The sequence below is a fragment of the Enterocloster sp. genome, assembly GCF_057861365.1.
Map to the genome: position 1 here is coordinate 1 of NZ_DBMACH010000014.1, position 25,410 is coordinate 25,410.

Sequence of the window (25,410 nt, forward strand, 5' to 3'; positions counted from 1 at the left end):
GCTGACTGATACTAATCGGTCGAGGGCTTGACCAGAAGGTTTAGGGAAAACGGTTGTGGCTTGGTTGTTCAGTATGTGGTTTTGAAGGTATATGTGAAAAATTAAAAATTATGCTTGCAAAAACTGGAAAGATGTAGTATAATAATCCAGTCAGCGTAATTTGTATTCCTCGATAGCTCAGTCGGTAGAGCAAACGGCTGTTAACCGTTGGGTCGTAGGTTCGAGTCCTACTCGGGGAGCTTAGTGGAAGTCATGGCGACTACTACTGAATATGGCCCCATGGTCAAGCGGTTAAGACATCGCCCTTTCACGGCGGTAACACGAGTTCGAATCTCGTTGGGGTCATTTGAACATCATGTTCAAGATATGCCGATGTGGCTCAATTGGCAGAGCAGCTGATTTGTAATCAGCAGGTTATCGGTTCGAGTCCGATCATCGGCTTTACTGCTCAAGCAGTAGATAATTTAAAAGATATAGTTCCGGACCTTTAGCTCAGTTGGTTAGAGCAACCGGCTCATAACCGGTCGGTCCTGGGTTCAAGTCCCCGAAGGTCCATTCTTCCTAGCTAAAGTTGTAAGAACTATATTAAAACATATGGCCCGGTGGCTCAGCTGGTTAGAGCGCCGCCCTGTCACGGCGGAGGTCGACGGTTCGAACCCGTTCCGGGTCGTTTGCATCTGATAAGATGCATTACAATTTAATGCAATTTGGGGTCTTAGCTCAGCTGGGAGAGCATCTGCCTTACAAGCAGAGGGTCATAGGTTCGAGCCCTATAGGCCCCATTTGTGTTTTGCGGGTGTGGTGGAATAGGCAGACACAAGGGACTTAAAATCCCTCGGACTTAACATCCGTGCCGGTTCAAGTCCGGCCACCCGCATTTTTATTCGGTCACACAGGAGAAGGTATCTTGTGCGGCTGTTTTTATATCCGCGGGCATGGCGGAATTGGCAGACGCGCCAGATTTAGGTTCTGGTGTCCAAGACGTGCAGGTTCAAGTCCTGTTGCCCGCATTAAGAAACGTTGTATTGTCATGATTCATGGCGATGCAGCGTTTTTTTCATGCGCTGGATTTCCGATTGTTTTGACCGAATTTACCATCAGTTTTGTGAATATAGGTTTATACGGCACAACTGAAATGACTACTGTCTTGTCATATGACAAAAAGAGTGCTATAATGCCTGATGTTGTGTGGAATATTTCAGAGGAATGAGCATTATGGAGGAACTCATGTCAATAACAGAAGAAATCAAGCATTTAAAAAAGGAAAAGAATGCAGTAATCCTGGCCCATTATTATGTTGCAGATGAGGTGCAGGAGATTGCGGATTATATTGGAGATTCTTACTATCTGAGCAAGGCAGCTCAGAAGACTGCTGCAGATATCATTGTATTTTGCGGAGTGAAATTTATGGGAGAAAGTGCTGCGATTTTGAACCCGGAAAAGAAGGTTCTGATGCCGGATCTGACGGCAGACTGTGCCATGGCCCATATGGTACAGCTGGAAAAAATCCGCGAGATGAGAGAAACATATGAGGATCTGGCGGTGGTCTGTTATATCAATTCCACGGCAGAAATTAAGACATATTCGGATGTGTGTGTAACCTCGGCCAATGCGGTGAAAATTGTAAGGAATCTGCCGAATCAGAATATTTTCTTTATTCCGGATGGAAATCTGGGAAGGTATGTGGCAGAACAGGTTCCGGAGAAGCATATCATTTTCAATGATGGTTATTGTCCCATCCATGCGGCTATGTCTGCTGAGGCCGTAAAAAGGGAAAAGGAAAAACATCCGGAAGCCAAATTTCTGGTTCATCCTGAGTGTACCGGGGATTTGCTGAAGCTGGCAGATTACATAGGAAGCACATCGGGGATCATTGATTTTGCAGCAGAGGATGATGGAAAGGAATACATTATCGGTACAGAATCAGGGGTATTGTATGAACTGAAAAAACAGAATCCGGATAAAACGTTTTATACGCTTACAGAAAATCAGATCTGCACAGATATGAAGCTGATTACGCCTGAAAAGGTTCTACAGGTTTTAAAGGAAGAAATCAATGAGGTTAAGGTTCCGGAGAAAGTGAGGATTCAGGCAGGAGCACCGCTGGAAAAAATGCTGATGCTGGCCCGATAATGTGAAATGAAGACAGATATTTTAATCGTAGGAAGCGGCTGTTCAGGTCTTTACTGTGCACTGAACCTTCCGGAAAGCAGACAGATTACGGTGATCACAAAGGCAGGAGCAGAGGAAAATGATTCCTATCTGGCTCAGGGTGGAATGTGTATGCTGAAGGATGAATCCGATTATCAGGGATTTTTTGATGATACAATGAAGGCAGGACATTATGAGAATGATGAAGCCTCCGTAGAGATTATGATTCGTTCCTCCAGGTCTGTAGTGGAGGATCTGCTGCAGTTTGGGGCAGATTTCCAAAAGGATGAGAATGGGGAGCTGGTGTTTACCAGAGAGGGAGCCCATTCAGAGAAACGGATCATATTTCACAAGGATGTGACAGGAAAAGAGATTACCAGCACACTTTTAGCCCAGGCAAAGAGACGATCCAACATTATGCTGCTGGAGCATACGTCTATGATCGATATTATTGAGGAAAATAATATATGCTATGGGGCTGTGGTTCAGAGACAGGATGGAAGCCTGGAAACCATTGAGGCGGATTACACGGTTATGGCAACAGGAGGGATCGGCGGATTGTACCGACATTCTACCAATTTCCGCCATCTGACAGGAGACGCACTTGCAGTCGCAGTCCGCCACAAGATTGCGCTTAAGGATATTTCTTATGTACAGATTCACCCGACCACACTGTACGCGGATGAGGAGAGAAGCTTCCTGATCTCTGAGTCTGTGCGGGGAGAAGGAGCGGTGCTGCGGGATAAAAACGGAGAGCGCTTTGTCAATGAACTTCTTCCAAGGGATCTGCTGACAAAAGCCATTTTAGAACAGATGGAAAAAGATGGAACAGAGTTTGTCTGGGAGGATCTGCGCACCATACCCGAAAATGAGCTGAATCGCCATTTCCCCAATATTGTTGAACATTGCAGGAAAATAGGCTATGATGTAACAAAGGAATGTATACCAGTAGTTCCGGCTCAGCACTATTTTATGGGAGGAATTAAAGTCAGCCATGAAAGCCGAACGTCCATGGAACAGCTTTATGCGGTAGGCGAGACTGCCTGTAACGGTGTCCATGGAAAAAATCGTCTGGCCAGCAATTCTCTTTTGGAAAGTCTTGTATTTGCAAAGCGGGCGGCTCTCGATATGACGGAGCATTTGGGAGAGGTAAAAAGAAACAGCTATCTGTTTGAAAGGCTGGATATAAGCCAGTATGAGGATTTTTCCGGATTATATAAAACGTATCATAAACTGGTGAAAAATGCGATTAAAGGAGAAGAAAGATGTACGATCGGGTAACTTTAAAATTAAATGTGGATCCATTGATCTTAAGCGCACTGCGTGAGGACATTACAAGCGAGGATGTGTCGGCAAACAGCATTATGAAAAAGCCTCAGGCCGGAGAGGTGGATCTGATCTGCAAGCAGGATGGGATTATCTGCGGCCTGCAGGTGTTTGAACGTGTATTTGCCCTTTTAGATGACAGCACAAGAGTTGAATTTTTTGCAGAGGATGGAGAGGAAGTAAAGAACGGCCAGCTGCTTGCAAAGGTTTACGGCGATATCCGCGTACTTTTGTGTGGGGAGCGCACGGCTCTCAATTATCTTCAGAGAATGAGCGGCATTGCCACATATACCCATTCAGTAGCAGCGTTATTAAAGGGGACTAAGACGAAGCTTCTGGATACAAGAAAGACAACACCGAATAACCGCATTTTTGAGAAATATTCTGTTCGTGTAGGCGGTGGAAATAACCACAGATATAATCTTTCCGACGGCGTATTGCTGAAGGACAACCATATCGGAGCAGCAGGAGGCGTGGCAGAGGCTGTGAAAATGGCAAAGGAGTACGCTCCCTTTGTGCGGAAAATTGAGGTAGAGGTAGAGACTCTGGACATGGTAAAGGAGGCCGTTGAGGCAGGTGCAGATATTATTATGCTGGATAACATGAGCCATGAACAGATGAAGGAAGCCATGGAATATATTGACGGGCGAGCTGAGGTGGAGGTGTCCGGAAATGTGACAAAAGAGAACATTTCACGCCTGACCGATCTTGGTGTGGATTATATTTCCAGCGGAGCATTGACGCATTCTGCACCGATTCTGGATATTTCACTGAAAAATCTTCACGCAGTCTAAAGAAGAGAGGGACAGGAATGAACGGTACAGAAAGACGGGAACAGATTCTGAGTATACTGAAAAACAGCGAAAAACCGGTTCCGGGCGTGGAACTGGCCAGAATCCTTCATGTGAGCCGTCAGGTAATTGTGCAGGATATGGCGCTTCTGCGTGCCAATGGAGTGGAAATCCTCTCTACGAACCGCGGATATGTGACGGCAGAGGAGCACAGCTGCAGCCGCGTATTTAAGGTGATCCATACGGAGAAGCAGGTTGAAGAGGAACTGAATCTGTATGTGGACTTTGGCGGGAAGGTAGAGGATGTATTCGTATACCACAAGGTTTACGGTGTCATCCGGGCAGATATGAATATCAAATCCAGAATGGATGTAAAGCGGTATCTGCAGGATATTTCTGAGGGAAAATCCACTCAGCTGATGAAGCTCACATCGAATTACCATTATCACACCATTTCTGCCGAGCGTGAGGAGATTCTGGATATGATACAGGAGGAGCTGGAAAAACGGGGGTTTCTGGCAAAGCTTCAGGATTATGAACCGGTGGATTTCTGGGGAACATCAGAAGAAGCTTAGTGTGAAATGTAAAAACTCAAAGTACTTGGGACTAGCCCACGGGCCTGTGGTTTGGTATAATATTCCTATGAATGAAAACACGGAGGAGTTACAGATGAAGGTTTTTGTTAAAAATGGAACGATTGTATCAGAAACGGGGCAGTATCAGGGCGATCTCTGCATAGAAAACGGAGTTATTTCACAGATTGGCACCCATTTAGAGCCGGCGTCGGAAGAAGAAGCCCAGGTGATTGACGCGGCGGGAAAATATGTGCTTCCCGGAGGCGTAGATGTTCATACCCATATGGACCTTTTAGCCGGATCCAGCCGGGCTGTGGATGATTTTTACGATGGCACCGTAGCTGCAGCCTGCGGAGGCACCACCTCTATTGTGGATCATATGGCCTTTGGGCCGGCCGGCTGCCCTCTTCATCATCAGCTGAATGAATATCACGGGCTGGCAGATCATAAGGCAGTGATCGACTATGGGTTTCACGGTACCTGCCAGCATGTGAATGAAGAGATCCTGAACGAGTTAGAGGACATGATGAAGGACGGCGTTCCCAGCGTAAAGGTATATCTGACCTATGATTTTAAGATTGATGACGACGGAGTGCTTCAGGTATTAAAGAAAATGAAGCAGCTGGGGGGCGTGACTGCATTTCACTGTGAAAACCATGCGGTTGTGCAGTTCTTAAGAGGAAAGCTGGTATCAGAGGGCAATACGGCACCCATTTACCACGCCAAGAGCCGCCCCAATCTGGCAGAGGCAGAGGCAGTGCGCCGGGTGCTTTATCTGGCAAAGCTGGCTGGAGATGCGCCGGTGTATATTGTCCACTTATCCTGTAAGGAAAGTCTGGAGGCAGTAAAAGAGGCCAGAGCAGAGGGACAGAAAAACATTTTTGTGGAGACCTGTACACAGTACCTGGTTCTGACAGAGGAGCGGTATCTGGATGAGGATGGATTAAAATATATAATGTCACCGCCTCTGCGCACAAAGGAGGACTGTGAAGCACTGTGGAAGGGCATTGCAGAGGGTGAGATCCAAGCAGTGGCTACGGATCACTGTCCGTTTAATTACGGAAAGGAAAAGCAGCTTGGAAAGGATGACTTTACCAAATGCCCCAATGGAGCGCCGGGAGTGGAAGAACGCATGATCCTTCTGTTTTCCGAGGGTGTTATGACGGGAAAGATCAGTCTGGAAAAGCTGGTGGAAATTGCCTGTACACAGCCTTCAAGAATCTACGGCCTGTATCCGAAAAAAGGCTGCCTGCAGCCCGGAGCGGATGGTGACCTGCTGATTTTAGACCCTTCAAAGGAATGGGTGCTGACTCACAGCCATATGCACAGTGCAGTGGACTATACTGCCTATGAAGGAATGAAGATAAGAGGTTCCATTGAACTGGTAATGCAGAGGGGAAATATAATTGTAAAAGATAACCATTTTTTGGGAAAACAGGGAGACGGCCATTTTATTTTCAGAAAACCGCTTTCGCTGTGTGAATAAGGAAAAACCGGGCGCTGCCGCCATGAAAGGATGGTCTGGCAGCGCTTTTGGCAATTTATTAGGGAGAAAAACGGCTGTTGTCTGAATTTAATATTTTCCAATATTCCTCTTTCATTTCACATGATTTTGTAGTAGTATAGTACACGGCACTATATCTAGTGGTTTTTCCAGATGAGAAAGGAATAAACCGGGGGTGCTTATTATTATGAGATAAAATGACAGATATAAGCGAGGGATCGGGATGAGTGTTGACGTTAAGACAAATGTGATTAAGAGAAATGGGGAAGAGGTAGACTTTAATTCCCAGAAGATCATAAATGCGGTTCACAAAGCAAACGAAGAGGTAGACCGGCTTCATCAGATGAATGACTATCAGATTATCGCCATTGCAGATAATATTGCAAATAAGGTGAATGAATCCACTCATGCAGTGAATGTAGAGGATATTCAGGATATGGTGGAAACCGGGATCATGGCCATGAGAGGCTATGAGGTGGCACAGAAGTATGTACGCTACCGCTATAAGAGAGAGCTGACCCGTAAGTCCAACACCACAGATAACGGGATCCTGTCCCTGTTAGACAATATCAATGAAGAGGTCAATCAGGAGAACTCCAATAAGAATCCGGTTATCAATTCCACTCAGAGAGATTATATGGCAGGAGAGGTGAGCAAGGATTTATCCCGCCGTGTGCTGCTGCCGGAGGAGATCGTGAGGGCCCATGAGGAGGGCATTATCCATTTCCATGATACGGATTATTTTGCACAGAGGGAGCACAACTGTGACCTTATCAATCTGGAGGATATGCTTCAGAACGGCACGGTTATCAGTGAAACACTGATCGAAAAGCCTCACAGCTTTTTTACGGCCTGCAATGTAACCACACAGATCGTTGCCCAGGTTGCCAGCAACCAGTACGGCGGCCAGTCCTTTACGCTGGCCCATCTGGCTCCCTTTGTGGATATCAGCCGTCAGAAGATCCGTAAAAATGTGATTGAGGAGCGCAAAGAGTGCGGAGAATCCTTAGATGAGGCAATTATCTCAAAGGTAACGGAGCGCAGGCTGAGAGATGAGGTACGCAGCGGAATCCAGACCATTCAGTACCAGCTCATTACCCTGATGACCTGTAATGGACAGGCTCCCTTTGTAACCGTATTTATGTATCTGGATGAGGTGCCTGAGGGACAGACAAGGGATGACCTCGCCATGATCATCGAAGAGGTTCTGGTACAGAGGATGCAGGGTGTGAAAAATGAAAAGGGCGTCTGGATTACGCCTGCATTCCCTAAGCTGATCTATGTGCTGGATGAGGATAACATTTCAGAGGAATCCAAATACTGGGGACTCACAGAGCTGGCTGCAAAATGTACAGCCAAGCGGATGGTTCCGGACTATATTTCTGCAAAGATCATGAAGGAATTAAAACAGGGGGATGTATACCCCTGCATGGGCTGCCGCTCCTTTTTGACGGTTGAGGATTCCCAGAGAAATGCAGATGGAAGCCACAAATACTACGGCCGTTTCAATCAGGGCGTAGTGACCATTAATCTGGTGGATGTAGCCTGTTCCAGCGAGGGCGATATGGATGAATTCTGGAAGATTCTGGATGAACGTCTGGAGCTGTGCCACAGAGCCCTCAGATGCCGTCATGAGCGCCTGCTGGGCACGATTTCCGATGTGGCGCCGATTCTCTGGCAGAACGGCGCTCTGGCCCGCCTGAAAAAGGGAGAAAAGATTGACCGTCTGCTCTTTGACGGCTATTCTACCATTTCTCTGGGCTATGCGGGCCTGTATGAAATGTGTATGAGGATGCTGGGCAAGTCCCATACCGATCCGGAGGCCAGACCCTTTGCACTGAAGGTAATGAAGCGTCTCAATGACAAGTGCAGGGAGTGGAAGGAGGCAGAGCATATCAGCTATTCCGTATACGGTACGCCTATGGAATCCACGACCTATAAGTTTTCCAAGTGCCTCCAGAAGCGTTTCGGAATCATTCCGGGCGTAACGGATAAAAATTATATTACAAACAGCTATCATGTCCATGTATCGGAGCAGATTGATGCATTCAGCAAGCTGAAATTTGAGGCAGAGTTCCAGAAGCTGTCGCCGGGCGGTGCGGTAAGCTATGTGGAAGTCCCAAATATGCAGAACAACATTCCGGCTGTTTTATCTGTGATGAAGTTTATTTATAATAATATCATGTATGCGGAGCTGAATACGAAGAGCGATTACTGCGAATGCTGCGGCTATGACGGAGAAATGGCAATCAAGGAGGATGAGTCCGGAAAGCTTATCTGGGAGTGCCCCAACTGCGGAAATCAGGATCAGAACCATATGTTTGTAGCCCGCAGAACCTGCGGTTATATCGGAACCCAGTTCTGGAACCAGGGACGGACTCAGGAGATCAGAGACAGGGTGCTTCATCTGTAAGCGTTTTTGGGCCGGTCCGAAAGGAGAGCAGGATGAATTACGGAAATATTAAGGAATGTGATATTGCAAACGGTCCAGGGGTCCGGGTCAGCCTCTTTGTATCCGGCTGCAGGCATCACTGTAAAGGCTGCTTTAATGCAGAAACCTGGGATTTTGGATACGGAAAACCGTTTACAGAGGAAACCGGCAGAGAGATTCTCAGGCTGCTGGAACCGTCCTATATCCAGGGTTTCACCGTTTTGGGCGGAGAACCTTTTGAGCCGGAGAACCAGCCGGCTGTGGCAGAGCTTTTAAAGCAGATCCGAATGGTATATCCGCAGAAGGATATCTGGTGCTACAGCGGTTATCTTTATGATTCAGATATGCAGCCGGGAGGCAGGGTATACACAGAACATACGCAGGAGATTTTTAAATGTCTGGATGTGCTGGTGGACGGTGAATTTGTGGAAGCAGAGAAGGATCTGACCCTGGTATTTCGGGGGAGCAGCAATCAGAGGCTTCTGAAGCTGAAAGACGGAATTGCCTGCGGAAACTGGCCATAAGTATGAAATTTTTATGAAATAACAGGGGTGCAGCCAAGGCTTTCTTGCATAATTCATCAAATTGAATTATAATGAAAATCAACCTGGCAGCGCCCCTGTATTGTAATCGGTGCTGTCTTTCTGGAAAGGAGAAGCAGTATGAAGAGATGTTTTGGAGTAATGGCAATGGCCGTTGTATTGAGCGCAGCTTTGGCAGTTCCGGCTTATGCGGGTACATGGAAATATGTAAATGACCAGTGGAAGTATCAGCGGGGTGCGAATAAGTTTGCCTACAATGAATGGATTCAGGATAAGGGAAAGTATTATTATCTGGACAATGACGGTTATGTGACAACGGGCTGGCAGCAGATAGAGGGCCAGTGGTATCATATGGACAGCACAGGAGCCATGGAAACCGGCTGGTTTAAAGACAGTGACAGCGGAAAATGGTACTATCTGTATCCAAGCGGTGTAATGGCGGTTAATACAGTAATTGATGGAAGAACCATTGGAACAGACGGAGTGTGGGTACCGGAGGAAGGGGCGGTAGAGCCCTCTGACAGCGCTGATCTGTCTACCCAGCAGTTGGTTCAAAATATGGAAGGAATTTCCACAAAGGGATATTCGATCCTCACATCGGCCAGAACCGGAGGCGGGGAGCGCTGGGATAATGCGGTCCGGCTGAAGGGAAAAGGAAGCCATGTAATCTGCAATACCAACGGCGAATATCGGCTTTTATACGGTTCCTTCGGCCCATCGTCTTCTCAGTTTGACAGCGGCCTTATGGCCAGAGTGACTGTTTATGGGGATAACGATCAGGTACTTTATACCTCTTCGGATATTCATCACAATGAGAAGGTAACCTACTTTGGAGTAGATGTCTCCGGACAGAACCAGATCAGAGTAGAGGTTTCCTTGTCAAAAGATAACGGGTATGATGATCCTGTGATTCTGTTTAATGGGCTGGCTTTATACAAATAGAAACATAAGATAATAAACTGCCGCAGTCAGAAGGCGATTCTTCAGGCATATGTCCTGGATGCGCGTTCTGGCTGCGGCAGTTTTCAGTTTATAGATTTATTTTTCGGCCTTTTTAACAGAGATAACAGTTCCGGTAAACGCATCAACCTCACTTAATTCTCCGGTGTAGGTAACAGTAACCGTGTCACCGTTTTTTACATCAGAGAGCCCTTCAGGCGTTGCGTCAAAGGACAGGACAAAGGATGTGCCCTCGCTGTCGGTTATGTTAAACATAAAATCCTTGATTTCATCAATGGTGCCTGTAATGGATGAGGTCTTGACATCCGTATCAGCGGAGGAGGCTTCAGCAGAAGGGGTGTCTGCGGACTCGGAAACTTGTGTGGAAACGGTTTCTTCTGCGGAAGAAACCGGCTGAGAAGAGGGCTGGGCCCCGCATCCGGTTGCCAAAATAAGGGAAACGGCTGCTGCTGCGAATAAATTTCTTTTTTTCATAATAAACCTCCATAAGTATATGCAATATATTTTTCAGTACATATGCTTAGACGGGAGGCGGGGTGAGAAAGTTGCAGAGAGAAAGTTATTTTTTTATTGTGCATTTTAAACAAAAAAGTGAAAATGTAATGTGAGGGGGGAAGATGGAAAAAACCATATAAAATATAAATTATATGCTCGATTGGAAATTTTAGAACATTAAAAAAATTGTGATAATATACAAAAAATAATGAAATAATGAATGGATATTGACATGAATGATAATGGGTGTTACAATCGTAACAACTTAATAAATAAAACATTTAACGTTGATGAGCTCAAAAAGCCAGCCGTTTCGGTTGGCTTTTTTGTTTTTTGTGCACAAAGCGTTGAGTGTAGAATTTATCAGATTCAGAAAAGTGTCTGCCGGCAAATCACTTTTTTGAATAAAATGTTTTCGAAAACAAAGCGCAACCAGAAAAATGTAGATTCTGCAGATGCAGAGGAAAGAGGAAATGAACTTATGAAAAAAGAGCTTATTTACCAGCATATTGATCACACATTATTGAAGGCGGTTTCTTCCTGGGAAGATATTCATAAATTATGTGAAGAGGCAGTTGCGCATGGAATGGCATCTGTCTGTATTCCGCCATCCTATATCAAGAGAGTACATGAGGTATATGGTGATAAGCTGAATATCTGTACAGTAATTGGTTTCCCCCTGGGATACAATACCACAGAAGTGAAACGGTCAGAAGTGGAGCAGGCAATTGCAGAGGGAGCCAAAGAAGTAGACATGGTTGTAAATCTGGGAGATGTAAAAAATGGAGATTTTGACCGTGTAACAGAAGAAATTGCTACTCTGAAACGTGCAGCAGGAGACAAGATCTTAAAGGTAATTATTGAAACCTGTTATCTGACAGAAGAAGAAAAGATTCGTCTTTGCAGGTGTGTGGCAGACGGAGGAGCAGATTATATCAAGACATCTACCGGATTTGGTACTGCAGGAGCAAAGATTGAAGATATCCGTCTTTTTAAAGAGAATCTTCCAAAAGATAAGGATGTAAAGATGAAGGCAGCCGGAGGCGTGAGAACCAGAGAAGATCTGGAACTGTTTTTAGAAGAGGGATGCGAGCGGATTGGAACCAGTTCTGCAATTAAGATACTGGAAGACGGCGAAAATAATAACGGGGCTTACTAATTAGAGTTCAGATTGAGAAAGGAGAAGGATCATGAAAAAAACGATGAAAAAAATAGGTGCAGCATTATTAGCAGCGATGATGGTTATGTCAGTAACAGGATGTTCTCAGGGCGGTAATACAGCAGGTACTTCAGCTGCAGGAGAAGGTGCTTCCGGTGCGGGTGCTGAGATTGCGATGATCGCAGATGGCGGAAGCATTGATGACCAGGGATTTAACCAGGGAACATATGAAGGCGTAAAACAGTATGGTGAGGAAAAAGGAATTTCTTACAAATATTATAAACCGGTAGAAAAGACAACAGATGCATATTTGTCAGCCATGGAATTGGCAATCGAAGGCGGAGCAAAAATTATTGTAGCACCCGGCTTTCGGTTTACGGAGGCAATGTATGTAGCGCAGGATACATGGCCGGATCTTAAATTTGTTCTTCTGGATGGAGTTCCTTCCAGCAATGGAGATACAAAGATTGGTGAAAATACAGTAGGTATTCAGTATGCAGAGGAACAGGCCGGTTTTCTGGCCGGCTATGCAGCGGTTGTAGAAGGGTACAAAAAACTTGGCTTTATGGGAGGCGTTGCAACTCCGGCAGTTGTACGTTACGGATACGGTTTTATCCAGGGAGCTGAGGCTGCTGCAAAGGAAATGGGTGTAAGTGATGTACAGATGAATTACTATTATACAGGTACATTTGATGCTACTCCAGAAACTCAGACACTGGCAGCAACCTGGTATCAGAATGGAACAGAGATTATTTTTGCATGTGGATCCGGTGTTGGTCAGTCTGTTATGGCAGCAGCTGATGCTTCTGCATCCGGCAAGTCTATTGGCGTAGATATTGACTGGGCAGGAGAATCTGAGACAGTTGTTACTTCTGCTATGAAATCTTTAAGCGGTACAGTATATCAGATGCTGGAGAAGTTCTACAGCGACAGTTTCCCGGGCGGAGAGAACATTATGATGGACGCATCCAACAAGGGTGTGGAACTTCCGATGGAAACCTCCAGATTTGAAACGTTTGATCAGGCTAAGTATGATGAGGTTTATGGAAAACTGGCAGATGGCACATTTAAGCCGCTCCGCGATGTAAATGAAGAGGGAACTTCCTATACACTGGATCAGATTTCTGACGGAACAATCGAGGTAACCGAAGTAAAATAAAGAGTATTCAGCTAGTGGGATGCCGGGAGAATGAATATGGAATATGTAATTGAAATGTTGGGAATCCGAAAGGAATTCCCCGGAATTGTTGCAAATGATAATGTAACACTTCAGCTAAAACGTGGTGAAATTCATGCATTACTGGGAGAGAACGGTGCAGGAAAATCAACATTGATGAGCGTACTGTTTGGTATGTATCAGCCAGAAGCCGGTGAGATACGCAAGAATGGACAGGTTGTACATATAAAGAATCCCAACGACGCAAATAAGCTGGGAATTGGTATGGTTCATCAGCATTTTAAGCTGGTTCATAACTTTACGGTTCTGGAGAATGTAATTCTGGGTGTGGAAACCACCCAGAAGGGGCTTCTGAAAATGGATGAGGCCCGCAAAAAGGTAGTAAGCCTGTCGGAAAAATATGGGCTGAAGATTGATCCAGACGCATTGATTTCTGATATTACAGTAGGTATGCAGCAGAGAGTAGAGATTTTAAAGATGCTGTATCGTGATAATGAAATATTGATTTTTGATGAACCAACCGCTGTTCTGACTCCTCAGGAGATTGATGAACTGATCAAGGTTATGAAGAATCTGGCAGCAGAAGGCAAGTCGATCCTGTTTATTACCCATAAACTCAATGAGATAAAAGAGGCCGCTAACCGCTGTACAGTACTGCGAAAAGGAAGATATGTAGGTACGATTGACGTTGCTTCCACCACCAAAGAAGAAATGTCTGAAATGATGGTGGGAAGAAAAGTAAATTTACAGATTGATAAGGGAGACTATAATCCGGGTGAATGTGTGCTGGCTGTAGAAGACTTAAGCGTAAAGAATCATTTTACAGGAAAGCTGTCTGTCAATCATGTATCGTTTGATGTAAAGGCAGGAGAAATTGTCTGTATTGCAGGAATTGACGGAAACGGACAAAGTGAACTTGTATATGCTCTTACAGGACTGACACCGACTGAGAGCGGATCGATTCACTTGAAAGGTCAGGATTTTACTCACATGAGTATCAGAGAGCGCAATACTCATGGACTTGGACATATCCCGGAAGACCGTCATAAACACGGATTGGTTCTGGACTATGATCTGGCATATAATACGGTACTCCAGAGTTATTTTGAAAAAAAGTTCCAAAATCATGGTTTCTTAAAAGAGCGGGAGATTTACAGCTATGCAGACGGACTGATTCAGTCGTTTGATATCCGCTGCGGACAGGGAGGTAAGACCATCTCCAGAAGTATGTCCGGAGGCAATCAGCAGAAGATCATTATTGCAAGAGAGATTGACCGTAATCCGGATCTTTTAATCGCTGTGCAGCCTACAAGAGGTCTGGATGTAGGTGCGATCGAATACATCCATAAGCAGTTAGTCGCGCAGAAGAAGGCGGGAAAAGGGGTTCTTCTGGTATCCCTGGAACTGGATGAGGTTATGAGTATCAGTGACCGTATTCTGGTAATGTATGAAGGTGAGATCGTTGCCGATTTAAAACCGGAGGATGTAACGGTACAGGAACTGGGACTCTATATGGCAGGGTCCAAAAGGAGGGCATAGAACGTGAAAAGAAAATCTCTTCCATCCGGCGTTTCCAGTTTTCTGGCGTCTGTTATGGCAATTCTTCTGGGAATGCTTGTCGGATTGATTATTTTAGTAGCAAGTAATCCGGCACAGGCAGGTCAGGGCTTTACAGCAATTCTTCTGGGCGGTCTGTCAAACTTAAAGAACATGGGGCAGGTACTGTACTATGCAACACCTTTGATCATGACAGGTTTATCTGTGGGATTTGCCAGTAAGACCGGACTTTTCAATATCGGAGCATCCGGTCAGTTTATCGTCGGGGCATTCGCGGCAGTGTTTGTAGGTGTGCGTTTTACATTTTTACCGGGTGCTCTTCACTGGATCGTAGCTCTTTTAGCAGCGATTCTGGCTGGTGCTTTATGGGGAATGGTTCCTGGTATTTTAAAAGCAACAAGAAACGTAAATGTGGTAATTGGATGTATCATGATGAATTATATTGGAATGTATTCTGTGAATGCTCTGGTGAGTGCGTTCATTTATGATCCGCTGCAGAGTCAGTCTCTTCCGGTAGACGCAGATGCAATTCTTCCAAAGATGGGAATGGATATGATCTTCCGCTATAATAACCGTCCATCCAGTGCTAATGCGGGAATTCTGATTGCAATTCTGTCAGGTGTTGCAATTTGGGTCATCCTCCAAAAGACTGTGTTTGGTTATGAATTGAAAGCCTGCGGCTATAACAGTGAAGCAGGCCGTTATGCAGGTATGAATGAAAAGAAAAATGTGATTTCTTCTATGGCAATTGCAGGTGCTCTGGCTGGTCTGGGCGGCGGTTTGCTTTACCTTGCAGGTTCCGGAAACGGAATTCAGGTAGTAGATACGCTGGCAGCAGAAGGCTTTAACGGTATTCCGGTAGCGCTGCTTGCTATGAATAATCCAATCGGTATTATCTTCTCCGGTATTTTTATCGCATACTTAAAGGTGGGCGGAGATCAGATGCAGCTGTATAATTTCGTTCCTGAGGTTATCGATATTATTATTTCTGTAATTATCTATTTCAGTGCATTTGCGTTGGTATTCAGGGGTGTAGTCAGCAAGGTATTCTCGGGGAAAAAGACGGATACGGCAGATAAGACGGCGTGAAAGGAGAAGTGACATGAGTTTATTATATTTTTTGGTTCAACAAATGATGCTTTTTTCCATCCCGCTGCTGATCGTTGCACTGGGAGGAATGTTCTGTGAGCGAAGCGGTGTTATCAACATTGCTCTGGAGGGCATCATGGTGCTGGGCGGATTTGCCGGGATTCTGTTTATCAATCTGTTTCAAGGTGTACTTCCCGGACAGCCGATTTTGCTGATTGCACTGCTGATTTCTATGGTGACCGGAATGGTGGTATCTCTGGTTCATGCATATGCCTCTGTAAATATGAAGGCAAATCAGAGTATCAGCGGTACAGCAATCAATATGTTCGCTCCGGCATTTGCTATTTTTGTTGCCAGAGTAATCCGCAATGTGCAGCAGATTCCGTTTGAGAATCAGTTCCGAATTGAAAAAATACCGGTTTTGGGAGATATTCCGGTGATAGGAGGAATGTTTTTCCAGAATGCCTATATTACTACTTATCTGGGAATTCTGATTCTGGTGGTTTCCTGTGTAGTTCTGTATAAAACAAGATTTGGACTTCGTCTGCGTTCCTGTGGTGAACATCCGCAGGCAGCAGCATCTGTGGGAATCAGCGTTTATAAAATGCGTTATATGGGTGTACTGATTTCAGGCGCGTTAGCTGGTATTGGCGGACTGGTATACATCATTCCTACTTCTACCAGTTTCAATGCATCTGTATCAGGATATGGATTCCTGGCCCTGGCTGTTTTGATCTTCGGTCAGTGGAAACCTGGAAAGATCCTTTTAGCAGCTCTGTTTTTTGGTATCATGAAGACCATATCTTCTGCATACTCAGGAATTCCGATTCTTGCAGATTTTGGCATTCCAAGCAGTATTTATAAAATGATTCCATATTTGGCAACCCTGATTGTTCTGGCACTTAATACGAAGGGATCCCAGGCGCCAAAGGCATCCGGTGTTCCTTATGATAAAGGTGCGAGATAACACAGACTGTATTTATATGAACAGGAGGATAATAATATGCCGTTTTTAAATGAGGAAGGAAAACAGTATCATATAAATTGTAAGGAAGGGGATGTGGGTCGTTATGTGCTGCTTCCTGGAGATCCATTCCGTACGGATGTGATCGCATCTATGTTTGATGATGCAAAACTGGTGGCTCACAACAGGGAGTGTAAAACCTGGACTGGAACATTGAACGGAGAAAAGGTATCTGTTACTTCTACTGGTATGGGCAGCCCGTCTACAGCAATCGTAGTAGAAGAACTGATTCGTTGCGGTGCAGATACGTTTATTCGCGTGGGAACTTCCGGGCGTGTGTGTCCCGCCTCCCAGGATATGTCTTTAAATGGTGTGATCAACACTGCAGCAGTACGGGATGAAGGGACAACGATTTCTTACGTTCCTCTGGCTTATCCGGCAGTGGCTGACCGTCATGTAGTAGATGCACTGGCCAGAGCAGCTAAAAAGCTGGGTTATAATTTTGCAGAGGGTATTACCCATTCGAAAGATGCATTTTATGCGGAGATTGAGCCGGATAATATGCCCAACAGCGACTATGTAAAATCCCGCTGGCAGGCGTGGGAACGCTCGAATGTAATGTGTTCTGAGATGGAGGCTGCTGCGATTTTCATCGTTTCTTCCATCAGAAACTGCCGTGCATCTGCCGTTATGGCGTACAAGAAAGTAAACCTCCAGGCTGCGATGGAAACAGCAATTGAGGGTCTGCGGATTTTAATTGAAGAAGACAAGAAGCTGGGGAGGTAACGATGGAACGGTTGCTGATTAAAAATATTCGGTACCTTTATTGTATGGATGAAGAGGATACATTTCTGGAGAATGCAGACATTTATATAGAAGGAAATGTGATCAAAAAAATCGGGACGAAGCTGGATGTGCCTGCTGATGGGGTAAAAGTGATAGACGGAACTGGGAAGCTGGCACTTCCTGGATTTATCAATACCCATCATCATTTTTATCAGAATATTACCAGAAATATTCCGATCATGCAGAAGGGAAATCTTTTGGGCTGGCTTCTTTACTCATACGGAGCATGGGAAAATATGGAAGAAGAGGACGTAAAGGCGGCAGCACGTCTGGCTACAGCAGAGCTCCTGATGACAGGATGTACCACATCTATGGACTTTATGTATTTCTTCCCCCATGGAAAACATGATTTAATGGATGCAGAATTTGAGGCCGTAAAAGAGCTGGGACTGCGGTTTCACGGATTCCGTGGCTGTATGCCTGTAATGGAGGGAAACCTGCCTGCAGAAATGAAGGAACGGCTGGGGATTGATGCCGGGAGTCTGGTGGAGTCCTATGATGATATTCTGGATTCATGTGACAGAACATTTCAAAAATACCATGATGACAGCCGTTTTTCCATGAGCCGCGTAGGCGTAGGCCCTACTACTGTGGTATTTGAGAATCCGGAATTTATGAAAGAATTGAAGAAGATGGCAGATAATCGCGGCGGTTTGTGTCATACTCATCTTCATCCAAGACCAGATGAGATCAAAAAGTGTGGAGAGCTGTATAATTGCAGACCTCATCAGTGGTTGGAGAAAATCGGCTGGATCGATAAAAATGTATCTTTTGCCCATATCAGCCGTCATAATGCAGAAGAACTGGATATTGTAGCGAGAAACGGCGCGTCTGTGACCCAGTCGCCGTCCTGTCATATGAGACTGGGATACCCGATTGCTCCGGCACTGGAAGCGAGAGACCGGGGGATTCCCGTAAGTATCGGTGTAGACGGCGGAGCCAGCAACGACAGCGGAGATATGCTGGGAGAGCTGAGAACCATGCTTTATGTTCACCGGATTGACGGCGGACATCCAGGCTATGGACCGGAGCGGTGGATCAATGCAAAAGAAGTATTTGAGATGGCAACGGTAAACGGTGCAAAATGTCTGAACAGGGATGACATTGGTATGCTGAAAGAGGGAATGGCAGCCGATCTTGTACTGTTTTCCATGATACAGCCGGGGTATGCCGGAGCATTGACAGATCCAAGGGGAGCACTGCTGTACTGTGGAAATAATCATCTGGCAGACACAACCATCGTGAATGGAAATGTGTTAATCGAGAATGGCATATTCCTGGCAGGAGATTTAAATCAGATTGTAGAGGATGCCAATCGTTCAACAGCAAGGATATTAAAGCTTGTGAAGGATAAGACAGGCATTGACTATCGTATGGAGGCGTAGGCATCATGGAGACAGGCAGAAACAGAACAGAGACAGTGCGGTTTCCTAAGCGGATTGGTATGATCGTTCCTTCCTCTAATACTGTAGTAGAACCAATATGCAGCCGTATTTTTTTCGGTATGGAGGATGTAGTTACCGTTCATTATTCCAGACTGGAGGTCGTAAATGTTTCTCTGGATGATAACTCTACCAGACAATTTGCTGTGGATACGATGCTTCGGGCAGCCGATCAGCTTGCTCAGGCCAAGGTAGATGCGATTATCTGGAACGGAACGGCAGGAAGCTGGCTGGGAATTGAGCGTGACAGAGAGATGTGCCAGAAGATTGAAGAAAAAACCAAGATTCCCATGAGCACAGCGTCTTTGGGGCTGGTAGGAAGTTATCAGGATTTTGATATAAAGCGTCTGCATCTTGTGACACCTTATATTAAAGAAATGAATGACGCAATTATTCGGGAGTATGAGAAGCTGGGGCTTACAGCAGCAGGAGTGACCGGCCTTGGAATCACGGAAAATACAGAGATAGGCAGTGTCACGAAGGAACAGCTGGAGACCCTGTGCTGCAGCACAGGCGCAGGCCATGGCGAGGGGATTGCAGTTGTCTGTACGAACCTGGCTGCTGCCTGGAGAGCGGACTTGATCGAAAAACGGTCAGGAGCGGTTGTGTTTGATTCCGTAACCGCAGCTGTTCGGGAGGCATTGAAGTTGTGTGGGTTAGAAAAATTGTCCTTCCAGGGATGGGGAAAGCTGCTGGACGTATAAGCTAAGATGGAGGAAACAACTATGGCATTAAATATGGAAACAAATTATTGTGGATTCCGCTGTGAAAATCCATTCATTCTGGCTTCTTCTCCCGTTAGTGCGACAGGAGAGATGATCTGCAGAGCATTTGAAGAAGGATGGGCTGGAGCAGTTACAAAAAGCATCTCTTTTCTTCAGGATGAGTTGAATTTAAGCTTGTCTCCCAGAATGCTTCCTATTTCTGCTTCCGGAGCAAAAGGCGTTACCGGCATGGGGAATATCGACTTTGTTATGGACAAGTGTGTAGACGCAGCATTTGCAGACTTTGCGAAAGTGAAGGAACGGTATCCGGAAAAGATGCTGATTATCAGTGTAAAGGCTCAATATGTAGAAGCGGATTGGAAAACGCTGGCCAGAAAGGCCCAGAATGCCGGAGCAGATGCGTTGGAGCTTTGTCTGTCCTGTATTGACAGCGAAGCAGGCGTGATGATCTGCCAGGAGAAAGAGCTGATGCAGCAGGTAATTCGCTGGGTAAAAGAAGAAGTTCAGATCCCGGTGATAGCCAAACTGTCAATTCATGTCAATGATATTGGAAAAATGGCTCTGTATGCGGCTGAAGCCGGAGCAGATGCAGTGACCGGAATCAATTCTATTCATGGAATCGGTCCTCTGAATCCGGAACGTATGGTACATATTCCGGATATAATAGGACAAAGTGCACCCATGGGATTGTCTGGAGCGTTCATTAAACCTATGGCTCAGCATTGTATTTATAAAATGGCTCTTGCTGCAAAAGAAAAGCCGTTTGGTATTTCAGCAGTTGGAGGAATCACAGATGGAAAGGATGCATTAGAGTATCTGTGTCTGGGCGCTGACACACTGCAGAGCGCAACAGCAGTTATGTATAAAGGCTATGGCATAATCAGGCAGATGATTTCTTATCTGGAAAAATTTATGATGGAAAAAGGATATCAGTCTCTGGATGAGTTCCGTGGATATTCTTTGAATCACATGGCTTCTGCGGCAAGAAATCTGTCTTTAAAGCAGCAGCTGGCAGCTTTAGTGGATCCAGATAAATGTATTGGGTGCGGGAAATGTGCTGTCTCCTGCAGTGACGGCGGAAAGCAGGCAATTCAGCTGGAGACCAGTCCAAGAAAAGCTTTGGTCTGCACGGAGAAATGTACGGGATGCGGACTTTGCCAAATCGTGTGTCCTACAGGTGCGATTCAGATGGTACCCACAGAGCGATAAGTGAAGGAAAAAGGAGAAAAATGGAATGAGGAAATTCAAGCGAATATTCTTGATCGTTATGGATTCTTTTGGTGCGGGAAATGCTCATGACGCAAAAGCATATGGAGATGAAGGCGCCGATACGATGGGACATATTGCAGAATATGTGGGCCAGTGGAACATTCCAAACCTTCAGAAGCTGGGACTTGCTAATCTCCATCCGCTGAAAGGAGTAGAGCCGGCTGTAAAACCGTTAGGCTACTACGCCTTGCTGAATGAAAAAAGCCGTGGAAAGGACACCATGACCGGACATTGGGAGATGATGGGAATTCAGACTGCAAAACCGTTTGTCACATTTTCAGAGACAGGGTTTCCAGAGGAACTGGTTAAAGAATTAGAACAGCGTACCGGTCATAAAGTGATTGGAAATAAGAATTCCAGTGGAACAGAGATTCTGGATGAACTGGCAGAAGAAGAGATTGCTACCGGTCATATGATCGTATATACTTCAGCTGATTCTGTGCTTCAGATTTGCGGAAATGAAGAAACATTTGATCTGGAAGAACTTTACCGCTGCTGTGAAATTGCCAGAGAAATTACACTTAAAGATGAGTGGAAGGTGGGCCGTGTGATAGCCAGGCCTTATGTGGGAAAGAAACGCGGAGAATTTAAGCGTACCAGTAATCGAAAGGATTATGCTTTAAAGCCTTCCGGAAAAACAGCTTTGGACGCATTGAAGGAGAATGGTCTGTCAGTGATTGCTGTGGGAAAGATCCATGATATTTTTGATGGAGAAGGAATCACACAAACGTATCATTCAGACAGCTCTGTTCATGGAATGCAGCAGACAGCGGATATTATGGAACATAGTGAATTTGAAGGATTATGTTTTGTGAATCTGGTAGATTTTGATGCAGTATGGGGGCATCGCAGAAACCCGGAAGGATATGCAAAAGAAGTGGAGCAGTTTGATGAAAAGCTGGGAGAATTGCTGGAACTGATGGGAGATGAGGATCTGCTGATGATTACGGCAGATCATGGAAATGACCCGACTTATCAGGGAACTGATCATACCAGAGAACAGGTACCGCTGCTTCTTTATGCAAAAGATCTGAAGGGTGCAGGAACATTAAATGAGGCAGATTCTTTTGCGGCAATAGGGGCTACGATTGCAGAAAATTTCAATGTAAGGATGCCGGATGGAACCATTGGAGAATCAATGCTGGATCAGATTCAATAGATCTATTTTGAAAGGTTTAGGAGTGAGTATATAAATGGATATGCTCACTCCTTTTTGTTATGATTTTTCATACATTTGGGACTAGCCGTCACATCAGTGTACTGATACAATACATTTAAGACAAAGACAGTAAAAAGAATGAAACGATCAGGAGTTTTGAAAGATGCAGTCAAACCACGAAATTGTAGTGCCAAATGAAGATTTACCCTTTAAGATGTTTTTATTTGAAGGGGAGAAGGGAAATTATTTCCGGGATAAACACTGGCATCGCTCCATTGAAATTTTTATGGTGTTTGAGGGTCATTTAAAATTCTATTTGAATGATTTGGAACAGGAGCTGAATCCAGGTGAGTTTGTTCTGGTGAATTCAAATGAGATACATGCCATTGATTCACCGGAGCCAAACAAAACAGTAGTGATACAGATTCCATTAAAAACATTTTCTGATTACTTTACCGGGGAGCAGTACATTCGATTTACACATGAAGCAAAAAAGCAGGATGTCCAGGTCGTGGATCTGATCCGGGAAATGTTTGCTGCATACGGGAAAAAAGAGACGGGATATGATATGCGGGTAAAAAGCGGATATTATATGCTGTTATATCTGCTTGTTTCTGTTTACCGTGAATTGGACGTAAAAGATGAATTGCTGAAACAAAACAGAAAATTAAATAAACTTACTCCCATTACGAATTATATGAAAGAACATTATCAGGAGGAGCTGTCATTGGAAGCGCTGGCTGAGGTGTTTGGATATACTCCTGCATATATTTCAAGAATGTTTCAAAAATATGCAGGCATCAATTATAAGGATTATCTGCAGGGAGTACGTGTAGAATATGCGTTTACGGAACTGAGCCGGACGGAGCATACGGTCAGTGAAGTGGCCTTTCACCATGGATTTCCAAGCAGCAGGGCTTTTGCAAAGGCATTTCAAAAGAAATACGGGATGCTTCCAAGCGAGTATCTGCGGAGAAAAACAGAATCGTCCCATTCATCGGAACAGATATAAAAAAGACAAAAAAGTGCAGTTGTATGGATAAATAAAAGGTCGATAAGATAAAAGGAAGCTGTTATCATGGTCTTAACAGAAAACATTCTAATAAGAAAGGAGACAATGATGCAGATTCAGAATATAAATGAGGAATCATTTAAAAAATACGGTAAAATTCTGACGGGATATCATGTAGACGGAATCCTGGCAGAAATGGAGCATACGCCTTTAACAAGAGAAGTCGTATATGTTCCGTCTGTGGAAGAAATGGAGGCTCTGCCTGATGCAGAGGAGATGAAAAACCGCGGATTTGGCGGCCTTCCAATTCAAATCGGATATTGCAATGGTGATAACAGAAAGCTGAATGGGCTGGAATATCATCGTTCTTCTGAAATTAATATTGCAGTAAACAACCTTGTTCTGCTCCTTGGACGGGAGCAGGATATTGAAGCAGACGATACATATGACACTTCTCGCGTGGAGGCTTTTTTTGTACCTGCAGGTACGGTGATTGAGGTTTATGCAACAACACTTCACTATGCGCCATGTACGGCAGAGGGTGAAAATGGTTTCCGATGTGTGGTTGTGCTGCCGAAAGGAACGAATACGGAGCTGGATTTTGCAGCAGGGACAGAGGGAGAGGACAGACTGCTTGCTGCCAAAAACAAATGGCTGATCGCACATGAGGAAGCTGGGATTGTAGGTGCATTCTGCGGCTTAAAGGGTGAAAATGTAACAGTTTAAAATAATAAGAAGGTGGGTACATACAATGAAAAATATGCCAGAATTGAAAATCGGAGTAGTAGCAGTAAGCAGAGATTGTTTTCCGGAGAGTCTATCTGTCAGCAGAAGAGAGGCTTTGATAAAAGCATACAGGGAAAAATATGGGGATAGGGATATTTATGAATGTCCCATTTGTATTGTGGAAAGTGAGATTCATATGGTGCAGGCGCTGGAAGATATCAAGGCTGCCGGCTGCAATGCGCTGGTTGTATATCTTGGAAATTTTGGACCTGAAATTTCTGAAACACTGCTTGCAAAGCATTTCGACGGACCGAAGATGTTTGTGGCTGCGGCAGAGGAGCGTGGGGACAACCTGATTCAGGGCCGCGGCGATGCTTACTGCGGAATGCTCAATGCAAGCTATAACCTGAAGCTGAGAAATATCAAAGCCTATATTCCGGAGTATCCCATTGGAACAGCTGAAGAATGTGCAGATATGATCGCAGAGTTCCGTCCGGTTGCAAAAGCAGTGATCGCATTGAATGATTTGAAAATTATCAGCTTCGGGCCGCGTCCATTAAATTTCCTTGCATGCAATGCGCCCATTCAGCAGCTTTACAATTTAGGAGTTGAAATTGAAGAAAATTCAGAGCTGGATCTGTTTGAGGCATTTAACAAGCATGCTGGAGATGAGCGGATCCCGGCGGTTGTGAAGGAAATGGAAGAGGAGCTTGGCGCCGGAAATAAGAAGCCGGAGATCCTTGAAAAGCTGGCACAGTATGAGCTTACCTTAAAGGACTGGATTGAGGAGCACAGAGGGTACCGCAAATATGTGGCAATTGCAGGAAAGTGCTGGCCGGCGTTCCAGACACAGTTTGGATTTGTGCCCTGCTATGTAAACAGCCGTCTGACCGCTCAGGGGATTCCGGTATCATGTGAGGTAGATATCTACGGTGCTTTGAGTGAATTGATCGGAACCGTTGTCAGCGAAGATGCGGTAACCCTCCTTGATATCAATAATAATGTGCCGGCAGATATGTATAAAGAAGAAATAGAAGGCAAATTCCCATATACTCATAAAGACACCTTTATGGGATTCCACTGTGGAAATACGCCGTCTGAAAAACTGTCCTTCTGTGAAATGAAATATCAGCTGATCATGGCACGTTCTCTTCCGGAAGAGGTGACACAGGGAACCTTAGAGGGAGATATCGCACCGGGAAATATTACATTCTTCCGTCTGCAGAGCACGGCTGACTGTAAGCTCAGAGCCTATATTGCACAGGGAGAGGTTCTTCCTGTTGCAACACGTTCCTTCGGCTCCATTGGTGTATTTGCAATTCCTGAAATGGGAAGATTTTACCGCCATGTGCTGATTGAAAAGAATTTCCCACATCATGGTGCAGTTGCATTTGGAAACCATGGAAAGGCTTTGTTTGAGGTATTTAAGTATATTGGGGTTCCTGTTGAGGAAATCGGTTATAACCAGCCTGCGGGAGTAAGATATCCTACAGAGAATCCGTGGAAATAA

At 45.1% G+C, this 25,410-nt stretch carries 22 protein-coding genes and 8 tRNA genes; 29 read left to right on the top strand and 1 reads right to left on the bottom strand.

Features of this window, described 5'->3' with window-relative positions; genetic code table 11:
* Positions 1-166: 166 nt before the first annotated feature.
* The 16 genes from ACZM6M_RS13400 to ACZM6M_RS13475 all read left to right on the top strand — a co-directional run bounded on the left by ACZM6M_RS13400 (position 167) and on the right by ACZM6M_RS13475 (position 10,262).
* A tRNA-Asn gene (locus tag ACZM6M_RS13400) sits at positions 167-239 on the top strand.
* Between the two features lie 34 nt (positions 240-273).
* Positions 274-345: transfer RNA gene (locus ACZM6M_RS13405), tRNA-Glu, on the top strand.
* Positions 346-368: 23 nt separating this feature from the next.
* Positions 369-441 (top strand) — tRNA-Thr (locus ACZM6M_RS13410).
* Positions 442-481: 40 nt separating this feature from the next.
* Positions 482-555 (top strand) — tRNA-Ile (locus tag ACZM6M_RS13415).
* 41 nt (positions 556-596) lie between these two features.
* Positions 597-670, top strand: a tRNA-Asp gene (locus ACZM6M_RS13420).
* Between the two features lie 39 nt (positions 671-709).
* Positions 710-782 (top strand) — tRNA-Val (locus ACZM6M_RS13425).
* A 10-nt stretch (positions 783-792) separates the two neighbouring features.
* Positions 793-877: transfer RNA gene (locus tag ACZM6M_RS13430), tRNA-Leu, on the top strand.
* A gap of 52 nt (positions 878-929) precedes the next feature.
* Positions 930-1,010, top strand: a tRNA-Leu gene (locus ACZM6M_RS13435).
* A 217-nt stretch (positions 1,011-1,227) separates the two neighbouring features.
* On the top strand, positions 1,228-2,133 hold the full coding sequence (gene nadA, locus ACZM6M_RS13440) for a quinolinate synthase NadA (RefSeq protein ID WP_178274953.1): 906 nt from the start codon (positions 1,228-1,230) through the stop codon (positions 2,131-2,133).
* A gap of 6 nt (positions 2,134-2,139) precedes the next feature.
* Entirely contained in the window at positions 2,140-3,432 is a 1,293-nt protein-coding gene (locus ACZM6M_RS13445) for an L-aspartate oxidase (RefSeq protein ID WP_178274952.1), read from the top strand.
* On the top strand, positions 3,417-4,271 hold the full coding sequence (gene nadC, locus ACZM6M_RS13450) for a carboxylating nicotinate-nucleotide diphosphorylase (RefSeq protein WP_178274951.1): 855 nt from the start codon (positions 3,417-3,419) through the stop codon (positions 4,269-4,271). Before ACZM6M_RS13445 ends, nadC begins: the two co-directional genes overlap by 16 nt.
* A 17-nt stretch (positions 4,272-4,288) precedes the next feature.
* The gene (locus tag ACZM6M_RS13455) at positions 4,289-4,843 is read left to right on the top strand and encodes a transcription repressor NadR (RefSeq protein WP_178274950.1); all 555 of its coding nucleotides are present in this window, start codon (positions 4,289-4,291) and stop codon (positions 4,841-4,843) included.
* Between the two features lie 94 nt (positions 4,844-4,937).
* Positions 4,938-6,329: a dihydropyrimidinase gene (gene hydA / locus ACZM6M_RS13460; protein ID WP_178274949.1), complete on the top strand. Its 1,392-nt coding sequence runs from the start codon at positions 4,938-4,940 to the stop codon at positions 6,327-6,329.
* A 241-nt stretch (positions 6,330-6,570) separates the two neighbouring features.
* Positions 6,571-8,760 carry an anaerobic ribonucleoside-triphosphate reductase gene (gene nrdD / locus ACZM6M_RS13465; RefSeq protein ID WP_066545337.1) on the top strand — a complete coding sequence of 730 codons (2,190 nt, stop codon included), beginning with the start codon at positions 6,571-6,573 and terminating at the stop codon, positions 8,758-8,760.
* 32 nt (positions 8,761-8,792) lie between these two features.
* Positions 8,793-9,302, top strand: a complete 510-nt coding sequence (gene nrdG, locus ACZM6M_RS13470; protein ID WP_178274948.1) for an anaerobic ribonucleoside-triphosphate reductase activating protein — start codon at positions 8,793-8,795, stop codon at positions 9,300-9,302.
* A gap of 138 nt (positions 9,303-9,440) precedes the next feature.
* Complete coding sequence (locus ACZM6M_RS13475) at positions 9,441-10,262, top strand: NPCBM/NEW2 domain-containing protein (protein WP_178274947.1); 822 nt, start codon at positions 9,441-9,443, stop codon at positions 10,260-10,262.
* A 96-nt stretch (positions 10,263-10,358) separates the two neighbouring features.
* On the opposite strand, the gene ACZM6M_RS13480 is transcribed toward ACZM6M_RS13475, so the two are convergent.
* On the bottom strand, positions 10,359-10,754 hold the full coding sequence (locus tag ACZM6M_RS13480) for a hypothetical protein (RefSeq protein ID WP_066545344.1): 396 nt from the start codon (positions 10,752-10,754) through the stop codon (positions 10,359-10,361).
* Between the two features lie 502 nt (positions 10,755-11,256).
* On the opposite strand from ACZM6M_RS13480, the gene deoC reads away from it, so the two are divergent.
* The 13 genes from deoC to ACZM6M_RS13545 all read left to right on the top strand — a co-directional run bounded on the left by deoC (position 11,257) and on the right by ACZM6M_RS13545 (position 25,410).
* On the top strand, positions 11,257-11,934 hold the full coding sequence (deoC, locus tag ACZM6M_RS13485) for a deoxyribose-phosphate aldolase (protein ID WP_178274946.1): 678 nt from the start codon (positions 11,257-11,259) through the stop codon (positions 11,932-11,934).
* Positions 11,935-11,965: 31 nt separating this feature from the next.
* Positions 11,966-13,093, top strand: coding sequence for a BMP family lipoprotein (locus ACZM6M_RS13490; RefSeq protein WP_242962954.1), 1,128 nt, complete (start codon positions 11,966-11,968; stop codon positions 13,091-13,093).
* 36 nt (positions 13,094-13,129) lie between these two features.
* Positions 13,130-14,650, top strand: a complete 1,521-nt coding sequence (locus ACZM6M_RS13495) for an ABC transporter ATP-binding protein (protein WP_066545346.1) — start codon at positions 13,130-13,132, stop codon at positions 14,648-14,650.
* Between the two features lie 54 nt (positions 14,651-14,704).
* Positions 14,705-15,757, top strand: coding sequence for an ABC transporter permease (locus ACZM6M_RS13500; RefSeq protein ID WP_081422894.1), 1,053 nt, complete (start codon positions 14,705-14,707; stop codon positions 15,755-15,757).
* Positions 15,758-15,770: 13 nt separating this feature from the next.
* Positions 15,771-16,724 carry an ABC transporter permease gene (locus ACZM6M_RS13505; RefSeq protein WP_337434143.1) on the top strand — a complete coding sequence of 318 codons (954 nt, stop codon included), beginning with the start codon at positions 15,771-15,773 and terminating at the stop codon, positions 16,722-16,724.
* A 36-nt stretch (positions 16,725-16,760) separates the two neighbouring features.
* Positions 16,761-17,507 (top strand): nucleoside phosphorylase, encoded by a 747-nt coding sequence (locus ACZM6M_RS13510; protein WP_066545351.1) that lies wholly within the window; start codon positions 16,761-16,763, stop codon positions 17,505-17,507.
* Positions 17,508-17,509: 2 nt separating this feature from the next.
* Positions 17,510-18,952, top strand: a complete 1,443-nt coding sequence (locus tag ACZM6M_RS13515) for an amidohydrolase family protein (protein ID WP_066545357.1) — start codon at positions 17,510-17,512, stop codon at positions 18,950-18,952.
* A 5-nt stretch (positions 18,953-18,957) separates the two neighbouring features.
* Positions 18,958-19,713: a maleate cis-trans isomerase family protein gene (locus ACZM6M_RS13520; RefSeq protein ID WP_066545359.1), complete on the top strand. Its 756-nt coding sequence runs from the start codon at positions 18,958-18,960 to the stop codon at positions 19,711-19,713.
* Between the two features lie 21 nt (positions 19,714-19,734).
* Positions 19,735-20,943, top strand: coding sequence for an NAD-dependent dihydropyrimidine dehydrogenase subunit PreA (gene preA / locus ACZM6M_RS13525; RefSeq protein WP_178274530.1), 1,209 nt, complete (start codon positions 19,735-19,737; stop codon positions 20,941-20,943).
* A gap of 25 nt (positions 20,944-20,968) precedes the next feature.
* The gene (locus ACZM6M_RS13530; protein ID WP_337434141.1) at positions 20,969-22,162 is read left to right on the top strand and encodes a phosphopentomutase; all 1,194 of its coding nucleotides are present in this window, start codon (positions 20,969-20,971) and stop codon (positions 22,160-22,162) included.
* A gap of 163 nt (positions 22,163-22,325) precedes the next feature.
* The gene (locus ACZM6M_RS13535) at positions 22,326-23,174 is read left to right on the top strand and encodes an AraC family transcriptional regulator (protein ID WP_418926859.1); all 849 of its coding nucleotides are present in this window, start codon (positions 22,326-22,328) and stop codon (positions 23,172-23,174) included.
* Positions 23,175-23,282: 108 nt separating this feature from the next.
* On the top strand, positions 23,283-23,900 hold the full coding sequence (locus tag ACZM6M_RS13540) for a DUF4867 family protein (protein WP_418926862.1): 618 nt from the start codon (positions 23,283-23,285) through the stop codon (positions 23,898-23,900).
* A gap of 25 nt (positions 23,901-23,925) precedes the next feature.
* Positions 23,926-25,410, top strand: a complete 1,485-nt coding sequence (locus ACZM6M_RS13545) for an L-fucose/L-arabinose isomerase family protein (RefSeq protein WP_337434139.1) — start codon at positions 23,926-23,928, stop codon at positions 25,408-25,410.